The organism is Roseateles chitinivorans, assembly GCF_002761755.1.
In the GTDB taxonomy this organism is placed as follows: Bacteria; Pseudomonadota; Gammaproteobacteria; order Burkholderiales; family Burkholderiaceae_C; genus Roseateles; species Roseateles chitinivorans.
Genome location: NZ_PEOG01000040.1, coordinates 1 through 21,100, shown reverse-complemented (window position 1 = coordinate 21,100; position 21,100 = coordinate 1). Strand labels below are relative to the sequence as shown.

The 21,100-nt window shown below is 68.5% G+C and carries 13 protein-coding genes; 9 read left to right on the top strand and 4 right to left on the bottom strand.

Going from position 1 to position 21,100, the window contains the following annotated elements; all coding sequences use genetic code 11:
* Positions 1-28: 28 nt before the first annotated feature.
* The 6 genes from CS062_RS15275 (at position 29) to CS062_RS15250 (ending at position 11,386) form a co-directional block, all read left to right on the top strand.
* Positions 29-958 (top strand): electron transfer flavoprotein subunit alpha/FixB family protein, encoded by a 930-nt coding sequence (locus tag CS062_RS15275; protein ID WP_099862470.1) that lies wholly within the window; start codon positions 29-31, stop codon positions 956-958.
* A gap of 101 nt (positions 959-1,059) precedes the next feature.
* Positions 1,060-2,853: an acyl-CoA dehydrogenase gene (locus tag CS062_RS15270; protein ID WP_099862469.1), complete on the top strand. Its 1,794-nt coding sequence runs from the start codon at positions 1,060-1,062 to the stop codon at positions 2,851-2,853.
* A 67-nt stretch (positions 2,854-2,920) separates the two neighbouring features.
* Positions 2,921-3,919 (top strand): NAD(P)H-dependent flavin oxidoreductase, encoded by a 999-nt coding sequence (locus CS062_RS15265; RefSeq protein WP_099862468.1) that lies wholly within the window; start codon positions 2,921-2,923, stop codon positions 3,917-3,919.
* A gap of 279 nt (positions 3,920-4,198) precedes the next feature.
* Positions 4,199-5,740 carry a methyl-accepting chemotaxis protein gene (locus CS062_RS27295; RefSeq protein ID WP_099862467.1) on the top strand — a complete coding sequence of 514 codons (1,542 nt, stop codon included), beginning with the start codon at positions 4,199-4,201 and terminating at the stop codon, positions 5,738-5,740.
* A gap of 230 nt (positions 5,741-5,970) precedes the next feature.
* The gene (locus tag CS062_RS15255) at positions 5,971-8,652 is read left to right on the top strand and encodes a 2-oxoglutarate dehydrogenase E1 component (protein WP_233218078.1); all 2,682 of its coding nucleotides are present in this window, start codon (positions 5,971-5,973) and stop codon (positions 8,650-8,652) included.
* A gap of 274 nt (positions 8,653-8,926) precedes the next feature.
* Positions 8,927-11,386 (top strand): hybrid sensor histidine kinase/response regulator, encoded by a 2,460-nt coding sequence (locus tag CS062_RS15250; RefSeq protein WP_143742358.1) that lies wholly within the window; start codon positions 8,927-8,929, stop codon positions 11,384-11,386.
* A gap of 114 nt (positions 11,387-11,500) precedes the next feature.
* Here the strand turns inward: CS062_RS15250 and CS062_RS15245 are convergent, their stop codons facing one another.
* From CS062_RS15245 to CS062_RS15235, 3 genes are all read right to left on the bottom strand, one after another.
* On the bottom strand, positions 11,501-13,123 hold the full coding sequence (locus CS062_RS15245) for an ABC transporter substrate-binding protein (protein WP_099862465.1): 1,623 nt from the start codon (positions 13,121-13,123) through the stop codon (positions 11,501-11,503).
* A 178-nt stretch (positions 13,124-13,301) separates the two neighbouring features.
* Entirely contained in the window at positions 13,302-14,921 is a 1,620-nt protein-coding gene (locus CS062_RS15240) for an ABC transporter substrate-binding protein (RefSeq protein ID WP_099862464.1), read from the bottom strand.
* Positions 14,922-14,992: 71 nt separating this feature from the next.
* Positions 14,993-15,415, bottom strand: coding sequence for a hypothetical protein (locus CS062_RS15235; protein ID WP_368372858.1), 423 nt, complete (start codon positions 15,413-15,415; stop codon positions 14,993-14,995).
* A 113-nt stretch (positions 15,416-15,528) separates the two neighbouring features.
* Here CS062_RS15235 and CS062_RS15230 point away from each other — a divergent pair, with 113 nt between their 5' ends.
* Entirely contained in the window at positions 15,529-16,656 is a 1,128-nt protein-coding gene (locus tag CS062_RS15230; protein ID WP_099862463.1) for a branched-chain amino acid ABC transporter substrate-binding protein, read from the top strand.
* Positions 16,657-16,711: 55 nt separating this feature from the next.
* Here CS062_RS15230 and CS062_RS15225 read toward each other — a convergent pair whose 3' ends face one another.
* Entirely contained in the window at positions 16,712-17,554 is an 843-nt protein-coding gene (locus CS062_RS15225) for an isopenicillin N synthase family dioxygenase (RefSeq protein ID WP_099862462.1), read from the bottom strand.
* Positions 17,555-17,899: 345 nt separating this feature from the next.
* On the opposite strand from CS062_RS15225, the gene CS062_RS15220 reads away from it, so the two are divergent.
* Positions 17,900-20,752 carry a 2-oxoglutarate dehydrogenase E1 component gene (locus tag CS062_RS15220; protein ID WP_099862461.1) on the top strand — a complete coding sequence of 951 codons (2,853 nt, stop codon included), beginning with the start codon at positions 17,900-17,902 and terminating at the stop codon, positions 20,750-20,752.
* Positions 20,753-20,870: 118 nt separating this feature from the next.
* The coding region (locus CS062_RS15215; RefSeq protein ID WP_303645159.1) for a biotin/lipoyl-containing protein at positions 20,871-21,100 on the top strand (230 nt) is incomplete at its 3' end.

The window sequence follows — 21,100 nt, the reverse complement described above, 5'->3', positions numbered from 1 at the left end:
CCCCCAGAACAAGATTCGGAGATAAGACATGACCACCCTCGTCATCGCTGAACACGACAACGCCTCGCTGAAGGGCGCCACCCATCACGTCGTCACCGCGGCCGCCGCCATCGGCGGCGACGTGCACGTCCTGGTCGTCGGCTCCAACGCTGGCGCGGCCGCGCAGGCCGCCGCCAGGATTTCGGGCGTCGCCAAGGTGCTGCATGCCGACGGCGCGCCCTTCGCCGACGGCCTGGCCGAGAACGTCGCCGCCCAGGTGATCGCCATCGCCAAGGACTATTCGCACCTCCTGTTCCCGGCCACCGCCGCCGGCAAGAACGTCGCGCCGCGCGTCGCCGCGCTGCTGGACGTCGGCCAGGTGAGCGACATCACCAAGGTCATCTCGGCCGACACCTTCGAGCGCCCGATCTACGCCGGCAACGCGATCGCCACCGTGCAGTCGACCGATGCCGTCAAGGTCATCACCGTGCGCACGACCGGTTTCGACTCGGCAGCCGAAGGCGGCAGCGCCGCCGTCGAATCGCTGACGGCGGTGGCCGACAGCGGCAAGAGCAGCTTCGTCGGCCGGGAGGTCACCAAGAGCGACCGCCCCGAGCTGACCGCCGCCAAGATCATCGTGTCGGGTGGCCGCGCGCTGGGCAGCAGCGACAAGTTCAATGAAGTGCTGACGCCGCTGGCCGACAAGCTGAACGCCGCGCTGGGTGCCTCGCGTGCCGCGGTCGACGCCGGCTACGCGCCCAACGACTGGCAGGTCGGCCAGACCGGCAAGATCGTCGCGCCGCAGCTGTACATCGCCGCCGGCATCTCCGGCGCGATCCAGCACCTGGCCGGCATGAAGGACTCCAAGGTGATCGTCGCGATCAACAAGGATCCGGAAGCGCCGATCTTCTCGGTGGCCGACTACGGCCTGGAAGCCGACCTGTTCACGGCGGTGCCGGAACTGGTGAAGGCGCTCTGAGCCGACGCTGACGACCCGCGGTGGAGGGATCCTCCGCCGCCAGGATCCAGGGCGCCCGCCGACGAAGCGCGGCGCCCTTTTTTCATCCGGAGACAACCCCCATGACCTACCGCGCCCCGATCAAGGACATGCTGTTCGACATGCAGGCCCTGGCTGGCCTGCAGGACCTCGCCGCGCAGATCCCCGCCTTCGCCGATCACGGCCTGGACACCGCCCAGGCGGTGCTCGAGGAATCGGCCAAGCTCAACGAGGACGTCATTGCCCCACTGAACGTCGAAGGCGACAAGAACCCGTCGACCTGGAAGAACGGCGAGGTCTTCGCGACGCCGGGCTTCAAGGCCGCGTTCAGGCAGTACGTCGAGGGCGGCTGGCAGGGGCTGCAGCATCCGGAGGCCTACGGCGGCCAGGGCCTGCCCAAGACGATCGGCGCCGCCTGCGGCGAGATCGTGCAGGCCGCCAACGTCAGCTTCGCGCTGTGCCCGCTGCTGACCGACGGCGCGATCGAGGCGCTGCTGGTCGCGGGCTCCGAGGAGCAGAAGCAGACCTTCATCCCCAAGCTGATCTCCGGCGAGTGGACCGGCACGATGAACCTGACCGAGCCGCAGGCCGGCTCGGACCTGGCGATGGTGCGCACCCGCGCCGAGCCGCAGGGCGACGGCACCTACAAGGTCTTCGGCACCAAGATCTTCATCACCTGGGGCGAGCACGACATGGCGGACAACATCGTCCACCTGGTGCTGGCGCGCATCCCCGGCGCGCCGGAGGGCGTGAAGGGCATCAGCCTGTTCCTGGTCCCCAAGTTCCTGGTCAATGCGGACGGCTCGCTGGGCGCGCGCAACGACGCGCACTGCGTGTCGATCGAGCACAAGCTCGGCATCAAGGCCAGCCCGACCGCAGTGCTGCAGTTCGGCGATCACGGCGGCGCCATCGGCACCCTGATCGGCGAGGAGAACCGCGGCCTCGAGTACATGTTCATCATGATGAACGCCGCGCGTTTCGGCGTCGGCGTGCAGGGCATCGCGGTGGCGGATCGCGCCTACCAGAAGGCGGTCGAGTATGCCAAGGACCGGGTGCAGTCGCGGCCGGTGGACGGCTCGTCCAAGGAGGCCGCGGCGATCATCCATCACCCCGACGTGCGCCGCATGCTGATGACGCAGCGGGCGCTGGTCGAGGGCTGCCGCGCGATGGCCATCGACGCGGCCGCGGCCTACGACATGGCGCATCACCATGAGGATGTCGAGACCCGCAAGCAGGCGCAGGCCTTCTATGAATTCATGGTGCCGCTGGTCAAGGGCTACAGCACCGAGATGAGCCTGGAGGTCACCTCGCTGGGCGTGCAGGTGCACGGCGGCATGGGCTTCATCGAGGAAACCGGCGCGGCGCAGTACTACCGCGACGCGCGCATCCTGCCGATCTACGAAGGGACGACGGCCATCCAGGCCAACGACCTGGTCGGCCGCAAGACGGTGCGCGACGGCGGCGCGTTCGCCCGCAGCGTCGCGGCGCAGGTCGAGGAGACCGAGGGCGCGCTGGCCGCCAGCGGCAGTGCCGACGCGCTGGCGGTGCGGGCGCAGCTGGCGGCGGCGCGCGCGGCCTTCGTCGAGGTCGTCGACTTCATCGCGGCCAACGGCAAGGCCAATCCCAATGCGGCCTTCGCGGGCTCGGTGCCCTACCTGATGGTGGGCGGCAACCTGATGGCCGGCTGGCAGCTGGCGCGCTCGCTGCTGGCGGCGCAGGAGCTCAAGGCCGCCGGCCAGGACGTCGCCTTCATGGAGGCCAAGATCGCCACCGCGCGCTTCTACGCCGAGCACATCCTGCCGCGCTGCGCCGCGCAGCGCGACGCCGTGGTGAACGGCGCGGGCAGCGTGATGGCGCTGCCGGTCGACGCCTTCTGAGCCGCCGCGCCCCGACCTGATCGCAACGTCCCCTGCGCGACGCCGCGTCGCGCGCGCAGGGGCCACCATGGGACGGCAACGATCCGTCGACTTGACCCGAGGAGATTCCGAGGTGGCACTTCCCCCGCTGTTCAACACCCTGCGTCTGCCGGTGATCGGCTCGCCGCTGTTCATCATCAGCAATCCGAAGCTGGTGATCGCGCAATGCAAGGCCGGGATCGTCGGCTCGATGCCGGCGCTCAACGCGCGTCCGGCCGAGCTGCTCGACGAGTGGCTGGCCGAGATCACCGAGACGCTGGCCGCCCATGACCGCGCGCATCCGGAGTCGCCGGCGGCGCCGTTCGCGATCAACCAGATCGTGCACAAGAGCAACGACCGGCTCGAGCACGACATGGCCCTGTGCGCCAAGTACAAGGTGCCGATCGTGATCACCTCGCTGGGGGCGCGCGAGGACGTCAATGCCGCGGTGCATGGCTGGGGCGGCATCGTGCTGCACGACATCATCAACAACAAGTTCGCGCGCAAGGCCATCGAGAAGGGCGCCGACGGCCTGATCGCCGTGGCGGCCGGCGCGGGCGGCCATGCCGGCGTGAAGAGCCCGTTCGCGCTGATCCAGGAGATCCGCGAGTGGTTCGACGGCCCGCTGGCGCTGTCGGGCTCGATGGCCAGCGGCGACGCGATCCTGGCGGCGCAGGCGATGGGCGCGGACCTCGCGTACATCGGCTCGGCCTTCATCGCGACCGAGGAGGCGCGCGCGGCCGACGAGTACAAGCAGATGATCGTCGAGAGCAACAGCGACGACATCGTGTACAGCAACCTGTTTACCGGCGTGCACGGCAACTACCTGAAGGGCTCGATCGTGAAGGCCGGCCTCGATCCGGAGAACCTGCCCGAGAGCGACCCGACGAAGATGAACTTCGGCGGCAACGGCGCGAAGGCCTGGAAGGACGTGTGGGGTAGCGGCCAGGGCATCGGCGCGATCCGCGAGGTGCTGCCCGCCGGCGAGCTCGTCGCGCGCTTCGGCCGCGAGTACCACGCCGCCCGTCAACGCCTCGCGCTGACCTGACCGACCGCTGACGCGCTCCCTCCAACGCCCCGCTTTGCGGGGCGTTGTCGTTTGTGCCCGCGCTTTTCCGTGCGACCTGCGGTGTCCGTGGGCGCTTGTCGGAATGCTCCCACCTCTCCCACCGGGCGTGATTCGTTGAAAAGTTCTCGACTTTCCAATTTCATAGTGTGAATCAACGTCCCACATTGTCGGAAGAGATGGACCGGAAATGTAAGGAATGGTTAGATCGAAAGACATTCCAACAGGCAAACCGCCTTTTTCGTCCAGGGAGAGTGATTCATGAAATTGGCCGACGTCCGGATCGGATCGCGCCTCGCCGGCGCCTTCGCCGTCGTTTTCATCCTGCTGCTGGTGATCCTCGGGGTAGGCATCCGTGTGATCGATGGCGTCAACGACACGATGGGTCGCGTGGTCGAGGACCGTTATGCGCTGATCGCGCTGACCAACCAGGTCAAGAGCGTCGGGGACCGCGGCGCGACCACGATCGGGCGCCTGCTGCTGGCAAGCACGCCTGAGGCCGCCAAGAAGTACATGGACGACTACGCCGTCATCCGCCAGACCAATTCGGAGAACCTGGCGCGACTGGAGAAGATGCTGGGTGACGAGGACAGCAAGCGGCTCTTCGCCGAGCAGTCCGATGCGCGCAAGGCTTATGGCGCGGTGGTGCGCAAGGTCTTCGACCTGCTGGCGGCAGGCGATCGCGATGGCGCGATGGCCGCGTACCAGGAGCAGATGGCGGGACCGCAGGCGCGGTACTACGCGCTGATCGACAAGATGGTCGACTTCCAGGCCGCGCGCATGGCCGCCGACGTGGCGCAGGCCAATGAGCGCTCGCGCGCCGCCAAGGTGGACATGGTGGTCGCCTCGGCGCTGGCCCTGCTGGTGGGCGCGGTGACCGCGTTCTTCATCACGCGCTCGATCACGCAGCCGATCGAGCGCGCGATCGAACTGGCCGAGCGGGTCGCCGCCGGCGACCTCACCGCGCGCGTGCGCGCCAGCGGCAAGGACGAGGTGGCGCGCCTGACCGCCGCTTTGCAGCACATGGTCGAGAACCTGCACCGCATCGTTACCGAGGTGCGCAGCGGCGCCGACACGATCGCCAACGCGGCGCAGGAAGTCGCGCAGGGCAACCAGGACCTGGCGGCGCGCACCGAGCAGCAGGCCGCGGCGCTGCAGCAGACGGCATCGGCCATGGAGCAGCTGACCTCGTCGGTGCGGCTGAGTGCCGACAACGCCGGCGAGGCCGATCGCTCGGCGTCGTCCGCCTCCGGCATTGCCACCCAGGGGGGCGAGGTCGTCGGCCAGGTGGTCGAGACGATGAGCTCGATCTCCGCGGCCTCGCGCCGCATCGTCGAGATCATCGGCGTCATCGACGGCATCGCGTTCCAGACCAACATCCTGGCGCTCAACGCGGCGGTCGAGGCGGCGCGCGCCGGCGAGCAGGGGCGCGGCTTCGCAGTGGTGGCCTCGGAGGTCCGCAGCCTGGCGCAGCGCAGCGCGACCGCTGCCAAGGAGATCAAGCGGCTGATCGACGACTCGGTCGAGCAGGTCGAGGCCGGCGGCCGCATGGTCGAGCAGGCCGGCGAAACGATGCAGCAGGTGGTGGGCAGCATCCGCCAGGTGAGCCACATCGTGGCGGAGATCAGCAGCTCCAGCCGCGAGCAGAGCGCCGGCATCGAGCAGGTGAATGTGGCGGTGGTCCAGATGGACGACTCGACGCAGAAGAACGCCGCCATGGTGGAGCAGAGCACCGCCGCGGCGCGCGCGCTGCAGGCGCAGGCGCAGCAACTGAACGACGCGGTGCGCGCCTTCGCGCTGTGACACCGCGGGCGGCCCGCGCAGGGCCGCCGACAGGTTGGAGGGGACTGGAGACAGGACCGGCCGCAGAGCCGGATGTCGCGCAGTCCGGGAGGATCCGACCGCCGGCTGACCGCCGCCTTGCCCAAAGGTGGCGGTGCAGCGGCACAGGCGCCGCAGAGCGCCACGGGCCGTCCGGAGGCGTGACGAGCAGGCTCATCCGAGCCACCTCAGTCAACGTCAAGGGAGTCGACATGTCCGTGAATACCTCGTTCGGGCGCCATGCCTGGGCCCATCGCTGCCGCTTCGATCGCGATACCGATCCATCGGAGGCAGGCGCATCGCCAGCGGCCGCCGGGCCGCGCCTTCGGCCCGGCGTCGCCGCGTTGATCGACGCGTTCCGCGATCAAGGGCATCGCCAGGCCCGGCTCGATCCGCTGAGTCAAGGTGAATGCCCGGCGGAAGGGGAGGGCGTCGCCGCTGGCGGCGTAGACGGTGAGGACGCAACGCCGGTCGATCCGCTCGCGTTGGAGAACTTCGGGTTGGGGCGCGACGACGCGCTCACCGACGATGGCGCGAGGGTGCTGGGCGCCGTCGATGCGCAGTCGCTGCACGCGCGGCTGAATGCGCTGTACTGCGGCGCCTTGTCGCTCGACCTGTCCGCGGTGCGCGATGAGGTGCGGCGCCATTGGTGGCGATCGCGCTTCGAGGCCGACGGCGAGCCGCTCGCGCCGGACGCGGCCCGTGCGTTGCTGGAGCGCCTCGCGCGCGTGGAGGGCTGGGAGCGCCATCTGGCGCGGCGCTTTCCCCATGGCAAGCGCTTCTCGCTCGAGGGCTGCGAAGCGTTGCTCCCGCTGCTCGACACGCTGTTCGACGCCGCGGCGGCAAAAGGGGTGGACCAGGTGATGATGGGCATGCCGCATCGGGGGCGGGTGAACGTGCTGGTCAACCTGCTGGGCCATCCGGTGGAGGAGATCCTCGACTACTTCGAAGCGGTGCCCGCGCGGCCCGAGCGCCAGCGCGACCTGGTGTATCACCTCGGCGGGACCTATCGCGTCCGCACGGACGCAGGCGCCCTCCGCGTGCGGCTCGCCAGCAATCCCTCGCACCTGCAGAGCGTCTATCCCGTCGTGGTGGGCATGGCCCGGGCGGCCCGCTCGGCCGCCGGCGAACGCCCGGAGCGCTGCCTGGCGATCGTGTTGCACGGCGATGCCGCGTTCGCGGGGCAGGGGGTCGTGATGGAAACGCTCGCGCTGGGGCAGAAGGCCGGCTACGGCGTGGGCGGGGTGGTTCACGTCGTGATCAACAACCAGCTCGGCTTCACCGAGCCGAATCCGATGAACGCGGCAGCGGCGCGCTATTGCACCGATGCGACGCGGAGCGTGGACGCGCCGGTGCTGAGGGTCAGCGCCGACGATCCCGAGGCCGTGCTGCGCGCCGCGAGGCTGGCGAGCGACTACCGGGCGCGCTTCGGCACCGATGTCGTGATCGATCTGGTCGGGTATCGGCGTCAGGGACATTCGGAGCACGACGTGCCGCAACTGACCAGTCCGGCGCTGTATCGGCGCATGCCGGCGAAAGCCGGCATCACCGACCTGTATGCGGCGCGGTTGCGCGAGGAGGGCCAGCTCCTCGCCGAGGAGACGGCCCTGATCGCCGCTCGAGTGGACGCCTTCGACCCGGCGCGGCCGCTGCCGGGCGCCGCGCCCATGGACGAGGCGCCGGCGCCGCTCTCCGACAAGCGCGCTCCGCGGGTCGATCTGCCCGACGTGCTGGAAGCGCTGGCGGACCTCCCGCCGGATTTCGAGCCGCATCCGCTGCTGCGCGACCTGGCCACGCGCTGGCGCGCGATGGCCGCCGACGCTCGACAGCCCGCCGACTGGTGTACCGCGGAGACGCTGGCCTGGGCCCAGGTCTTGCGCGCGGGTACCGACGTCCGCATCTCGGGCCTGGACGTGCAACGGGGGACCTTCCTCCATCGTCACGCGGTGTGGCACCACCAGGGCGAGGCCGGCGCCGACGTGCCGCCGAGGTGGATGCCGTTGACGCGCTTCTCGGGGCCGGGCGGGCGCTTCGAGGTCCACAACTCGGTGCTGTCGGAAGAGGCGGTGCTGGGCTTCGAGTACGGCCACAGCATTCAGGCCCGCGACGCGATGACGGTCTGGGAGGCGCAGTTCGGCGACTTCGTGAACGGCGCGCAGGTCTATCTCGACCAGTACATCAGCTCCGGCGAGGAGAAGTGGGGCGACGCGTCGGCGTTGACGGTGCTGCTGCCTCATGGCTACGAGGGCGTCGGGCCGGAGCACTCGAACGGTTTCCTCGCGCGGCTGCTGCTGCTGTGCGGCGCGGACAACCTGCGCGTGGCGATGCCGTCGACCTCCGGCCAATACGCCTCGCTGCTGTTGCGCCAGGCCTTCGACCCGGTGCGCAAGCCGCTGATCGTGATGACGCCCAAGGCGGTGCTGCTGGCCGAGCCGCGCAGTCACACGCCGGTCGGCGCGCTCGCGGCGGGGCGTTTCGAGCCGGTGCTGGACGACACGGCGATCGATGCCGCCGCGGCGGCGCAGGTGCGGCGCGTCGTGCTGTGCAGCGGCAAGGTCGTGTACGACTTGCTCCGCGGGCGCGAGGCGCGGGGCGACACGACGATCGCCGTGGTGCGCGTCGAGCAGCTCCATCCCTTTCCGCGTGACGCGCTCGCGGCGGTGCTTCGCCGTTATCCGTCCGTGCAGGACCTTGTCTGGGTGCAGGAAGAGACCCGCAATCAGGGGGCGTGGCTGTTCATCCGCGATGAGCTCGACGCACTGCGGCCGCCCGGCGTGCGCCTTGTCGAGGTCTCGCGCGAGGTGACGGCGGCGGGCGCCACCGCATCGCCGGTGATCCATCGGCGTCAGCAGGCGGCGTTGGTCGAGCGCGCGCTTGGAGGGGTGCCCGGCTGACGCGGTTGCTTTCTGAAGGCCGATCGGCAAACATCCGTCCACACAAGTCGATCGGGCATGCCTTCAGGGAGGCAGCGTGGGCGAAAACGATGCAGGGCGTGACGCATCCGTCGATGCGCGCAGCGACACACGACGCAGCGGAGAGGTCCGGGCCGCTGAGTTGCCACAGGCGGAGTCGCCCGGGACGGCGGGCGACTCCCCGCCGTCCTTCCTCGCCATTCAGCCCGCCGGCCACCGCGCGCGTGTGCGGGCGCTGGCGACGGTGGCATTGTCCGTGGCCGTGTGCATCGCGCTGGCGCCGTTCGCGAAGCTCCAGTTGCCGGCGGTGGCGGCCTTCATTCCGATCTATGAATCGGCGCTGGTCCTCAATGACCTGATCACGGCGGCGCTGCTTTACGGGCAGTGGCGGATCACGCGGCTGCGGGCGCTGTCGGTGCTGGCCAGCGGCTACCTGTTCACGGCCGTGATCACCGTCGGCCATGCGCTGTCGTTTCCCGGCCTCTTCGCACCGGGCGGCGCGCTCGGCGCCGGGCCGCAATCGACGGCGTGGATCTACATGTTCTGGCACGGCGGCTTTCCGCTGTTCGTGATCGCCTATGCATGGATGCGGCGGGCGAGCCCGCCCGGTGCCGACGCGGGCCGCGAGCGCGGCTCGCAACCGGACCGGGAGGGCGACGTCGGGGACGATGTGACGCGCGGTCGCCGGACCGCCCTCGGCGCAACGCTCGTGGCGCTGGCACTGGGCGTCGGCCTCACCGCGCTGGCCACCGCCGGTCATGCGTGGTTGCCGGCGATCATGAGCGGTCATCGCTACACGCCGGCGATGATGTTCACCGTCGGCTCCGTGTGGCTGCTCTGCATGGCGGCGCTCGCCGTGCTGCTGCCGCGCCGTCGGGCGGCGAGCATGCTGGACCTGGGCCTGATGGTCGTCATGGTGGCCTGGCTGTGCGACATCGCGCTGTCGGCGATGCTCAACGGCGGTCGCTACGACCTGGGCTTCTATGCGGGCCGCATCTTCGGTCTGCTGGCCTGCAGCGCGGTGCTGGCGGAACTGCTGTTCGAGAACGCCGTGCTGTATGCGCGCCTGGCGCAGGCCCACGGTCGCGAGCGGCAACGCGCCGCGGAACTGGCGCTGGCGCGCGACGAAGCGCAGCGGGCCAACGCGGCCAAGAGCCTGTTCCTGGCCAGCATGAGCCACGAGATCCGCACACCGATGAATGCGGTGATCGGGCTGACCCATCTGGCGCTGCAGGGCCCGCTGGAAGGGAGGCAGCGCGACTATGTCGCCAAGGCCCACACCTCGTCGAAGGCGCTGCTCGCGCTGCTGAACGACATCCTGGACTACTCCAAGGTCGAGGCCGGCAAGATCAGCCTGGAGGCCGAGGAGTTCGGCATCGAGGAGGTCGTCGAGAACGTCGGCGAGCTGTTCTCGGCGCGGCTGGAGGAGACCGGCCTCGACCTGGTCTTCGACATCGACCGGGACGTGCCGCCACGCGTCGTCGGCGATGCCTTCCGGCTGACGCAGGTGCTGAACAACCTGGTCGGCAATGCGATCAAGTTCACGCCGCGCGGCGAGGTCGTGATCCGCGTGGAACTGATCGAGCGCACGCCCGAGCGCGTCGGTCTGCGGCTGGCGGTGCGCGACACCGGCATCGGCATGAGTCGCGAGACGCGCGAGCGGCTCTTCGAGGCCTTCGCGCAGGGCGAGACCGGCACCGCGCGTCGCTTCGGCGGCACCGGCCTCGGACTGGCGATCTGTCGGCGGCTGGTGGCGCTGATGGGCGGCGAGATCGCGGTCGACAGTGAACTGGGGAGCGGCTCGACCTTCCGGTTCAGCGCCTGGTTCGGGCTGACGGCGGCGGGCGAGCCGCGGCGCGACCTGCATCGGATCCGCGGCATGCGCGCGCTGGTGATGGACGGCCCGCCGACCGAGCGCGAGGCCTGGGTCAGCATGCTGTCGAGCTGGCGCTTCCAGGTGAGCGCGGCCGCCTTCGTCGACGACGCGGTCTTCAAGTTCCAGCGCGCCGCGAGCCACGAACTGCCGTACGAGCTGCTGGTGCTGGACGGCAAGACCGGGGCCGCGGCGGTGCTGGAGAAGGTGGAGATGCTCTGCGCCGAGCGGGGCCTGTCGACGCCGCGGGTGCTGGTGCTGACGGGGCAGCATCATGTCGACGCGCTCGAGCGCGAGCTGGGGCCGCGCGAGGGCCTGCAGGTGCTGGTCAAGCCGGTGATGCCGTCACGGCTGTTCGAGGCGATCGTGCGGCTGCAGCACGGCACCGCGGCGCCGCCGATGGCGCGGCCGCTGGAGAAGACGCTGGACGAGGCGCTGCGGCCCTTGCGCGGCGCGCAGGTGCTGCTGGTCGAGGACGACCCGGTCAACCAGCAGGTGGCCCAGGCCTTCCTGGAACTGGGCGGGCTGGCGGTGACGATCGCCGGGAACGGGCTGCAGGCGGTGGACCTGGTGCGCGAGCGCGCCTTCGACCTCGTGCTGATGGACATGCAGATGCCGGAGATGGGCGGCATCGAGGCCACGCGCTGCATCCGGCTGCTGCCGCAGGGGCAGGGCTTGCCGATCGTGGCGATGACCGCGGCGGCGATGGACGAGGATCGTCAGGCCTGCCTGGCGGCAGGCATGGATGCGCACATCGGCAAGCCGATCGTGCCGGCGGAACTGGTCGAGGTGCTGCTGCAGTGGGCCAAGCCGCCGCGGACCGCCGCGGGCAGCGCGGCCTGAGGCGAGCCGGGTCCTTCAGGGCACAACAGCCGACGCGCCGCAGCGGTGCCGAAGGCGTCCGCCGCAGCGGACGCCTCCCGATCATTTCCCGATCACCGGGCGATCACCGGGCGATCACTTGATCGTCGTGAAGCGGGCTTCCGGCCGGTCGTCGGAGCGGTGGGGCGTGGTGACGCCCTTCTTCATCGCCCACGGACGCACCTGGTGGTGCAGCGGGATGAAGAACACCTCGTCGCGGATGCGCACCAGGCCGTCCTTCAGCAGCGCGTTGCGCTTGGCGACATCGCCCTCGACCTTCGCCGCGTCGATGATCTGGTCGAGCTTGGCATCGCTGAGACGGAAGTAGTTGCCGCTGCCGTCCGCGCCGCCGACGCGGGTGCGCGCCAGCGACTGCATCGTGTACAGCGCGTCATAGGTGGGCACGCCCCAGCCGTACAGGAACAGCGGGTACTCGAAGGCCTGCAGCTTCGGGCTGAAGGTGCTGAAGGACTCGGTCTGCAGCCGCGCCTTGATGCCGACCTTGCTCCACATCGACACCACCGCGAGGCAGATCTCCTCGTCGTTGACGTAGCGGTTGTTGGGGCAGTTCATCGGCACCTCGAAGCCGTTCGGGTAGCCGGCATCGGCCAGCAGCTTCCGGGCGCGCTCGGCATCGACCTTGGTCGGCACGTCGATGTCCGGCGCATTGCCGTTGACGCCGGGGGCGACCATGATGCCCGCAGGCACCGACAAGCCGCGCATCGTCGCGCGCTTGATCGCCTCGCGGTCGATGGCCAGGGACATCGCCTCGCGCACCCGCTTGTCCTTGAAGGGGTTCTTGCCGGTGATGTTGCTGCCCTTGAGCTGCTCGCTGCCCTGGTCCATGCCGATGAAGATCGTGCGGGTCTCGCTGCCTTCCAGCACCGTCAGCTTGCCGTCGGCCTTCAGGCGGCCCACGTCCTGGGTCGGGATGTCGGACAGCAGGTCCACATCGCCCGACAGCAGCGCGGCGACGCGCGTGGGGTCCGACTTGATCGGCGTGTAGATCACCTCGTCGACATTGGTGGCGTTCTTCGCGTCCCACCAGTCCTTGTTCTGGACCATCGTGATGCGCTGGTCCGGCTGCCAGCCGGTGATCCGGTACGGGCCGGTGCCGTTGGCATTGCGCGTGGCGAAGGTCTCCTCCTTGGCCTTGAAGTCCGGCAGGTTGATCGCCTTGTTCTTCTCCGCCCAGGTCCTGCTCATGATGCGGAAGTCGACGAACTGCCGCAGCACGATCGGATTGGGCGCGGACAGGATCACGTCGACGGTGTGGCTGTCGACCTTCTTGATGTCGGCGACGCCGGCCACGAACGGGTGCATCGTGCCCACCGGCTGCTTGATGCGGTGGAAGGAGAACACCACGTCGTCGGCGGTGAACGGCGAGCCGTCATGGAATTTGACGCCCTTGCGCAGCTCGAAGCGCCAGCTCGTGGGCCCCCTCTGCGTCCACTTGGTGGCCAGCGCGGGCTCGACCTGGTACTGGCGGTCGTACCTCGTCAGGCCTTCATAGGCATGCATCGAGATGGCGTTGGTCGTGCTGTGGTTCTGCGAATGCGGGTCCAGGGTCAGCACGTCGTTCTGCGCGGCCCAGCGCAGCGGGGCGGCGAGCGCCTCATGGGCGGGCAGGGCCGCGCCCATCAGGGCGGCGGCACCGACGGCGGCGGCGGACAGCAGCAGGCGCGCGGACCGGTTCGGTCCGATGGATTTCCTCGACATGAGCGGTAGCTCCCTTGGCAACGTCGTTAAGCAAACGTGAAGTCGCCTGGATGCTAGCCGTCGGGACCCGGTCCGGGAGAGCCGTCCACCCTGGGGATTGCCCCAGGGGTGGACCGGAAAACCCAGCTGTCGCGACCGGTCCGTCAGGACGCGCGCCGGACCGGGAGCGCCGCGCCGGTCACTTGATGGTGGTGAAGCGGGCCTCGGGCCGGTCGTTGGAGCGGTGCAGCGTCTGCAGGTTGGCGCGCATCGCCCACGGACGGACCTGGTGGTGCAGCGGGATGAAGAGGTACTGGTCGCGGATCCGCACCAGACCGTCGCGCAGCAGCGCGTCGCGCTTGGCGGTGTCGCTCTCGCTCTTGGCGGCGTCGATCAGCCGGTCCAGCGCGGGATCGCTGACCTTGGAGAAGTTGAAGCTGCCATCCGCGCCGCCGCTGCGGGTGCGGGCCAGCGCCTGCATCGCATACAGCGCGTCGCGGGTGGAGACGCCCCAGCCCAGCATGTACAGCGGCGCCTCGAAGCGCTGGAACAGCTGGCTGTGCTGGGACATCGGCTGCGCCGTCAGCCGCGCGGTGATGCCGATCTTGCTCCACATCGACACGACGGCCAGGCAGATCTTCTCGTCGTTGACGTAGCGGTTGTTGGGGCAGTTCAGCGGGACCTCGAAGCCGCTGGGATAGCCGGCGTCGGCCAGCAGTTTCTTCGCCTTCGCGAGGTCGGGCGTCCGCGGCTTGTCCAGCGCGGCGTCGTAGCCATGGACGCCGGGGGCGACCATCAGCGCGGCGGGCACCGACAGCCCGCGCATGATGCTGCGCTTGATCGCCTCGCGGTCGATGGCCAGCGACAGTGCCTCGCGCACCCGCACGTCCTTGAACGGGTTCTTGCCCTTGACCGACGCGCCGCGCAGCTCGTCGCTGCCCAGGTCCATCGCGAAGAAGATGGTGCGGGTCTCGGGGCCGTCGATCGACTTGAGCTTGGCATCCGCCTTGAGCGCGCCGACGTCCTGCGTGGGCACGTCGGTCAGCAGGTCCACGTCGCCGGAGGTGAGCGCCGCGACGCGCGTCGGGTCGGACTTGATCGGGATGTAGCTGACCTCGGTGATGTTGCCCTTGTTCTTGTCCCACCAGCCCTTGTTGATGACCATCGAGACCTTCTGGTCCGGCTGCCACGAGGTGATCTCGTAGGGGCCGGTGCCCGAGGCATGGCGGCTGGCGTAGTTCTCGTCCTTGGCCTTGTAATCGGCCATCTGGGTGGCCTTGTTCTTCTCGGACCAGGCCTTGCTCATGATCCGGAAGTCGACCAGGTTGCGCAGTAGGATCGGCTGCGGCGATTCGAGGATCAGGTCCACGGTGAAGTCGTCGACCTTCCTGATCTCCTTGATGCCGGTGACGTAGATCTGCATCGTGCCCTGCGGCTGGCGGATGCGGTCGAAGCTGAAGACCACGTCGTCCGCGGTGAAGGGCGAGCCGTCGTGGAACTTCACGCCCTTGCGCAGCTCGAAGCGCACCTGCGTCGGGCTGATCTGCGTCCACTTCGTGGCCAGGCAGGGCTCGATCTCCCACTGCTCGTTGTAGCGGGTCAGGCCCTCGTAGGCGTGCTGCAGGATGGCGCTGGTGGTGGTGTGGTCCTGCGAATGCGGATCCAGCGTCAGCACGTCGTTCTGCGCCGTCCAGCGCAGCGGCACGGCGTGGGCGGACGAGGCGGCGAGGGTGGCGGCGGTCGCCGCGCCGAGCGCGATCGCCAGGGACAGCGCCGCGTGGGCGCGAGCGAAGCGCGGAGCGCTCGGCAGACGAGTCATGGGGAACCTCCGATCAAGCCCGGATCAGGCGATGCGCGGACCATGCTATGCCCGGTGGTGCCGGGTGTTGCTTAGCGCTTCTCCGGAGGCGTCGTGCCGGCGGGAGCCTCGATGTCGATCGCGGCGTCGCAGCCGATGCCGGCGGCGATCATGCGGCGCGCGTAGCGACGGATCAGGCGGTTGACCAGGCCCTCCGGCCGGAATGTGCGCAGCCCCACATAGCGGCTCGGATGCACCAGCATGCCGCAGCGGTACTGGCGGTCGGCCTCGGACCACACCAGCGCGCGGCAGGCGCCTTCGCGCTTGAGGCTCACCAGCATGCCCAGCGGGCAGGGCTCGACCAGGCAGCACACGCCGCAGCCATTGCAGGGCGCGCCGACGGCGGGCTTGGGGGGTGCCTCCGGCTGGATCCAGATGACGCTGCCGGAGAGGGGGCGGACCATGCGCCACTGTAGACGCAAGGGATGGGTGAGGACGGTGGTCTCGTTGCGCACTTCGGTGCGGTGCTCGGTCGGGTGCTGGCGTCTTTACGTAGACTCGCGTTTCCCCTATCGGGGAAGACCCCTCCCGGGAATCGATCCCGGGACGACCTGACCGAGGAAGACCCATGAAGAAGATCTCGTTGAAGTTGCTGGTGCTGGCCGCCGGCCTGGTGGCGCTGGGCGCCCAGGCGCAGGAGCGCGTGCGCATCGGTTTCATGAGCCCGATCACCGGCCCGCAGGCCGGCTACGGCACGGACAACCGCGACGGCGCCGCGCTGGCCATCAAGGAACTCAATGCCAAGGGCATGAAGATCGGCGGCAAGCCGGTGATCTTCGAGCTCGACGTCAACGACGATGTCGCCGATCCGCGCCAGGGCGTGCAGGTGGCCCAGGCGCTGGTGGACAAGAAGGTCCGCTTCGTGCTCGGCCCGTACAACTCGGGCGTGACGATGCCGGCCTCGCGCGTGTTCTCCGACGGTGGCGTGATCGTGCTGACCGTGGCCTCCAATCCGCGCATCACGCAGCAGCCCAACCAGTCCAACCTGTTCCGCATCGGCGCGACCGACAACCAGCTCGGCGCCAAGATGGCCGTCTACGCGGCGCAGGACCTGAAGGTCAAGACCGTCGCGGTCATCGACGACCGCACCGCCTACGGCCAGGGCGTCGCCCAGGAGTTCACCGCGCAGGCCGCCAAGCTGGGCCTGAAGGTGGTGGCCAAGGAATTCACCAACGACAAGGCGACGGACTTCAGCAGCATCCTGACCGCGGTCAAGGCCGCCAAGCCGGACGCGGTGTTCTACGGCGGCTACTCCGCGCAAGGCGGTCCGCTGCTGCGCCAGATGCGCGGCCTGGGCATCACCGCGCCGCTGCTGGGCGGCGACGGCATCTGCTCGACCGAGACGGCGACGCTGTCGCAGATCACGACCGAGCTGAATGCCTACTGCACCCAGGGCGGCGCGCTGATCGACCGCAGCGACAAGGGCAAGAAGTTCCTCGAGAAGTACAAGGCCGAGTTCAAGCGCGATCCGCTGACCTACGCGGCGGCCTTCTACGACGGCGCTTACCTGCTGGCCGGCGCGATGGAAGCGACGCAGTCCACCGATCCCAAGAAGGTCGGCGAGCATCTGGCCAAGTCGAGCTACGCGGGCGTGGCCGGCGAGTACGCCTATGACGACAAGCACGACCTGAAGTCGTCCGCCGTCACGGTGTTCACCTTCAAGGGCAAGGATGTGGTGCCGTTGAAGAGCCTGTAAGGAGAAAGGGCCCGTTCCCGCCATGGAATGGGCCCGTCTTGTCGGGGGAAGGGCGTCAGGCCTTGACGCCCAGCTCCCGCAAACGCTCTTCCAGGTAGGTGTGCGCGGTGTAGCGGTCCGACAGCACCACGTCCTCGCGCGGATGCAGGAACAGCGGCAGCGACACGCGGCTCTTCTTCGCGCCTTCGCCGGTCGGGTTCACCACGCGGTGCTGCGTCGACGGGTAATAGCCTTGCGAGGCCTCCTGCAGCATGTCGCCGATGTTGATGATCAGCATGCCGAAGTCGCCGGGCACGTCCACCCACTCGCCGTCCTTGCCCTGCACCTGCAGGCCGGGCTCGTTGGCCGCCGGCAGGATGGTCAGCAGGTTGATGTCGCCATGCGCGGCCGCCCGCAGCGAGCCGGCCGGCTCGTTGCCCGTCAGCGGCGGATAACGCAGCACCCGCAGCAGCGTCAGCCGGCTGTCCTTGATCATGTTGGACAGCGGCTCGCGGTAGTTCTTCGCGATCTCGGCCGGGGTGTGCTTCTCCACCCAGGACAGCAGTTCCGCCGCCAGGTCGTTGGCGATGCGGTAGTAGCGCATCGCGTCGTCCTTCAGCGAAGCCGGAATGCGTCCCCACGGGTAGATGTGGAAGTACTCCTTGATGTCCTTCTGCGTGTGGCCCTTGGCGGTTTCCGAGATCTCGGTGGAGAAGTAGCCGTCCTGCGTCTCCTTGGAGAACGCCAGCTCATGCTTCTCGCTGCCATTGAAATAGGCCAGCCAGTCGGCGTAGATCTTCTCGACCAGTTCCTGCGGCAGGGGGTGGTTCACCAGGACGCCGAAGCCTGTCTCGTGCAGGGAGCGGGTGAATTGCTCGGCCGCATCCGCGGCGCGGTAGTCGACGACTCGAACTTGCATGTGGGATCTCCTGTGGTCCCGGGCAGTCCGCCATTCAATCTCGGGGCGGTACGCCAGCGCGCAGTCTACTTCTATGGGCTATTTCATCGCAAACGTTTGTATGACGTGAAGCGCTGCTCGCTTGATTCCCGTCATGGACAGCCCGCACAACAATTGGGCGAACCCGCAACAACGCTGGAACCGGCGTGGTGCTACAGTCCTGCGCTTGTGACTTTGAGGTCCTTCCCGTCCCCTTTTCTGGCAACAGCAAAGGCGGGTCGCAATCCGCCAACCGGTCAAGCCGTGTCGCGGAAGGTTTGTTAACCAGCCGATCGCCCTGGAAGCCGGGGCAGAGGTGAGCGAAAGATGATGCAGCAATACAGCTCGAACTCCTATCTGTTCGGGGGCAATGCGCCCTACGTCGAGGAGATGTACGAGCAATACCTGGACAACCCGGGCGCCGTGCCCGACAACTGGCGCGCCTACTTCGACGCGCTGCAGCATGTCCCCGCCGTCGACGGCAGCGACAAGCGCGACGTCCCCCACGCCCCCGTCGTCGAGTCCTTCGCGCAGCGCGCCAAGGCCAATGCCCTGGGCAACAAGGTGTCCTCGGCCGAGCTGGAAGTCGCCAGCAAGCAGGTTCATGTCCAGTCGCTGATCGCCGCGTACCGCACGCTGGGCTCGCGCTGGGCCGACCTGGACCCGCTCAAGCGCACCGAGCGTCCCAAGATCCTCGAACTGGACCCCGCGTCCTACGGTCTGACCGAGACCGACATGGATCGCACCTTCAGTGCGACCAACACCTATTTCACCAAGGCCGAGCGCATGACCCTGCGCGAGATCGTGCAGGCCTTGCGTGAGACCTACTGCGGCTCCGTCGGCGCCGAGTTCATGCACGTCACCGAGCCGACCGAGAAGCGCTGGTGGCAGGAGCGCCTGGAGGCGATCCGCAGCAAGCCGACCTACACGGCCGAGAAGAAGCAGCAGATCCTGGAGCGCCTGACGGCCGCCGAAGGCCTGGAGCGCTACCTGCACACCAAGTACGTCGGCCAGAAGCGTTTCTCGCTGGAAGGCGGCGAGAGCTTCATCGTGTCGATGGACGAGCTGGTCAAGTGCGCCGGCATCAAGGGTGTGCAGGAGATCGTCATCGGCATGGCCCACCGCGGCCGCCTGAACGTGCTGGTGAACACCCTGGGCAAGATGCCCAAGGACCTGTTCGCCGAGTTCGATCACACCGCCCCCGAGGACCTGCCGTCCGGCGACGTGAAGTACCACCAGGGCTTCTCCAGCGACGTGACCACCCCTGGCGGCCCGGTCCACCTGAGCCTGGCCTTCAACCCGTCGCACCTGGAGATCGTGAATCCGGTCGTCGAGGGCTCGGTCAAGGCCCGCATGGATCGCCGCGGCGACAAGACCGGCGAGCAGGTGCTGCCCGTGCTGGTGCACGGTGACGCGGCCTTCGCCGGCCAGGGCGTCGTGATGGAAACGCTGGCGCTGGCGCAGACGCGCGGCTACTACACCGGCGGCACCGTCCACATCGTCATCAACAACCAGATCGGTTTCACCACCAGCGACCCGCGCGACACCCGCTCGACGCTGTACTGCTCCGACGTCGTCAAGATGATCGAGGCCCCGGTGCTGCACGTGAACGGTGACGATCCCGAAGCGGTCGTGCTGTGCACGCAGCTGGCGCTGGAGTACCGCCAGCAGTTCAAGAAGGACGTGGTCGTCGACATCGTCTGCTTCCGCAAGCTCGGCCACAACGAGCAGGACACGCCCGCGCTGACGCAGCCGCTGATGTACAAGAAGATCGGCCAGCACCCCGGCACGCGCAAGCTGTACGGCGAGAAGCTGGTGGCCCAGGGGGTCCTGGCCGCCGATGGTCCGGACGGCATGGTCAAGGCCTTCCGCGCCGCGATGGACGAAGGCCGCCACACCGTCGACCCGGTGCTGACCAACTTCAAGAGCAAGTACGCCACCGACTGGACCCCGTTCCTCGGCAAGAAGTGGACCGACAGCTGCGACACCGCGCTGCCGGTGGCCGAGTGGAAGCGCCTGTCCGAGAAGATCACCACGCTGCCGGCCGGCTTCAAGGCCCACACGCTGGTGGAGAAGGTCATCGCCGATCGCGCCGCGATGGGCCGGGGCGACATCAACGTCGACTGGGGCATGGGCGAGCACATGGCCTTCGCGTCGCTGGTGGCCTCGGGCTATCCGGTGCGGCTGTCCGGTGAAGACTGCGGCCGTGGCACGTTCACCCACCGCCATGCGGTGCTGCACGACCAGAACCGCGAGCGCTTCGACGAAGGCACCTACATCCCGCTGCAGAACGTCGCGGAAGGCCAGGCCCCGTTCGTCGTGATCGACTCGATCCTGTCGGAAGAGGCGGTGCTGGGCTTCGAGTACGGCTACGCCGCCGCGGATCCGCAGACGCTGACGATCTGGGAAGCCCAGTTCGGCGACTTCGTCAACGGCGCGCAGGTCGTCATCGACCAGTTCATCGCCTCCGGCGAAGTGAAGTGGGGCCGTGCCAACGGCCTGACGATGATGCTGCCGCACGGCTATGAAGGCCAGGGCCCCGAGCACAGCTCGGCCCGCCTGGAGCGCTTCATGCAGCTGGCCGCCGACAACAACATGCAGATCGTCCAGCCGACGAGCGCGTCGCAGATCTTCCATCTGCTGCGCCGCCAGATGCTGCGCATGTTCCGCAAGCCGCTGGTCATCCTGACGCCGAAGTCGCTGCTGCGCGCCAAGGACGCCACCTCGCCGGTGAGCGAGTTCACCAAGGGTGAGTTCCGCACCGTGATCGGCGAAGTGAACGCCGAGATCGACGCCAGCAAGGTCAAGCGCGTGATCGCCTGCTCGGGCAAGGTCGCCTACGACCTGATGAAGGCCCGCGGCGACAAGAAGGACGTCGCGATCGTCCGCGTCGAGCAGCTGTATCCGTTCCCCCACAAGGCGTTCGCCGCCGAACTCAAGAAGTACCCGAACCTGGCCGAGATCGTGTGGTGCCAGGACGAGCCGCAGAACCAGGGTGCCTGGTTCTTCGTCCAGCACTACATCCACGAGAACATGGCCGACGGCCAGAAGCTCGGCTACGCCGGTCGTCCCGCGTCGGCATCGCCGGCCGTGGGCTACGCCCACCTGCACCAGGAGCAGCAGAAGGCGCTGCTGGAGCAGGCCTTCGGCAAGCTGAAGGGTTTCGTGCTGACCAAGTGAGTCATTGCGGACGCCAAGCGCCGCAATGACACCGGCGCCGGGCGCCGCCCTCGGGGCGGCCCGGCGACCGGCAGGCGCAAGGCTCCGGTTTACTGAAAAAACCGAGAGAACAAACATCATGGCAATCGTTGAAGTCAAAGTCCCCCAGCTGTCCGAGTCGGTCGCCGAAGCGACGCTGCTGCAATGGAAGAAGAAGCCCGGCGAAGCCGTGGCCATCGATGAAATCCTGATCGAGATCGAGACCGACAAGGTCGTGCTCGAAGTGCCGGCCCCGTCCGCCGGCGTGCTGTCCGAGCTGGTCGTCGGCGACGGCGGCACGGTGACCTCGGACCAGGTCATCGCCAAGAT

Coding starts and splice junctions, on each gene's coding strand:
- CS062_RS15270 (WP_099862469.1), top strand. CDS start 1,060: ATGACCTACCGCGCCCCGATCAAGGACATGCTGTTCGACATGCAGGCC.
- CS062_RS15230 (WP_099862463.1), top strand. CDS start 15,529: ATGAAGAAGATCTCGTTGAAGTTGCTGGTGCTGGCCGCCGGCCTGGTG.
- CS062_RS15220 (WP_099862461.1), top strand. CDS start 17,900: ATGATGCAGCAATACAGCTCGAACTCCTATCTGTTCGGGGGCAATGCG.
- CS062_RS27295 (WP_099862467.1), top strand. CDS start 4,199: ATGAAATTGGCCGACGTCCGGATCGGATCGCGCCTCGCCGGCGCCTTC.
- CS062_RS15255 (WP_233218078.1), top strand. CDS start 5,971: ATGTCCGTGAATACCTCGTTCGGGCGCCATGCCTGGGCCCATCGCTGC.
- CS062_RS15245 (WP_099862465.1), bottom strand. CDS start 13,123: ATGTCGAGGAAATCCATCGGACCGAACCGGTCCGCGCGCCTGCTGCTG.
- CS062_RS15275 (WP_099862470.1), top strand. CDS start 29: ATGACCACCCTCGTCATCGCTGAACACGACAACGCCTCGCTGAAGGGC.
- CS062_RS15240 (WP_099862464.1), bottom strand. CDS start 14,921: ATGACTCGTCTGCCGAGCGCTCCGCGCTTCGCTCGCGCCCACGCGGCG.
- CS062_RS15265 (WP_099862468.1), top strand. CDS start 2,921: ATGGGACGGCAACGATCCGTCGACTTGACCCGAGGAGATTCCGAGGTG.
- CS062_RS15225 (WP_099862462.1), bottom strand. CDS start 17,554: ATGCAAGTTCGAGTCGTCGACTACCGCGCCGCGGATGCGGCCGAGCAA.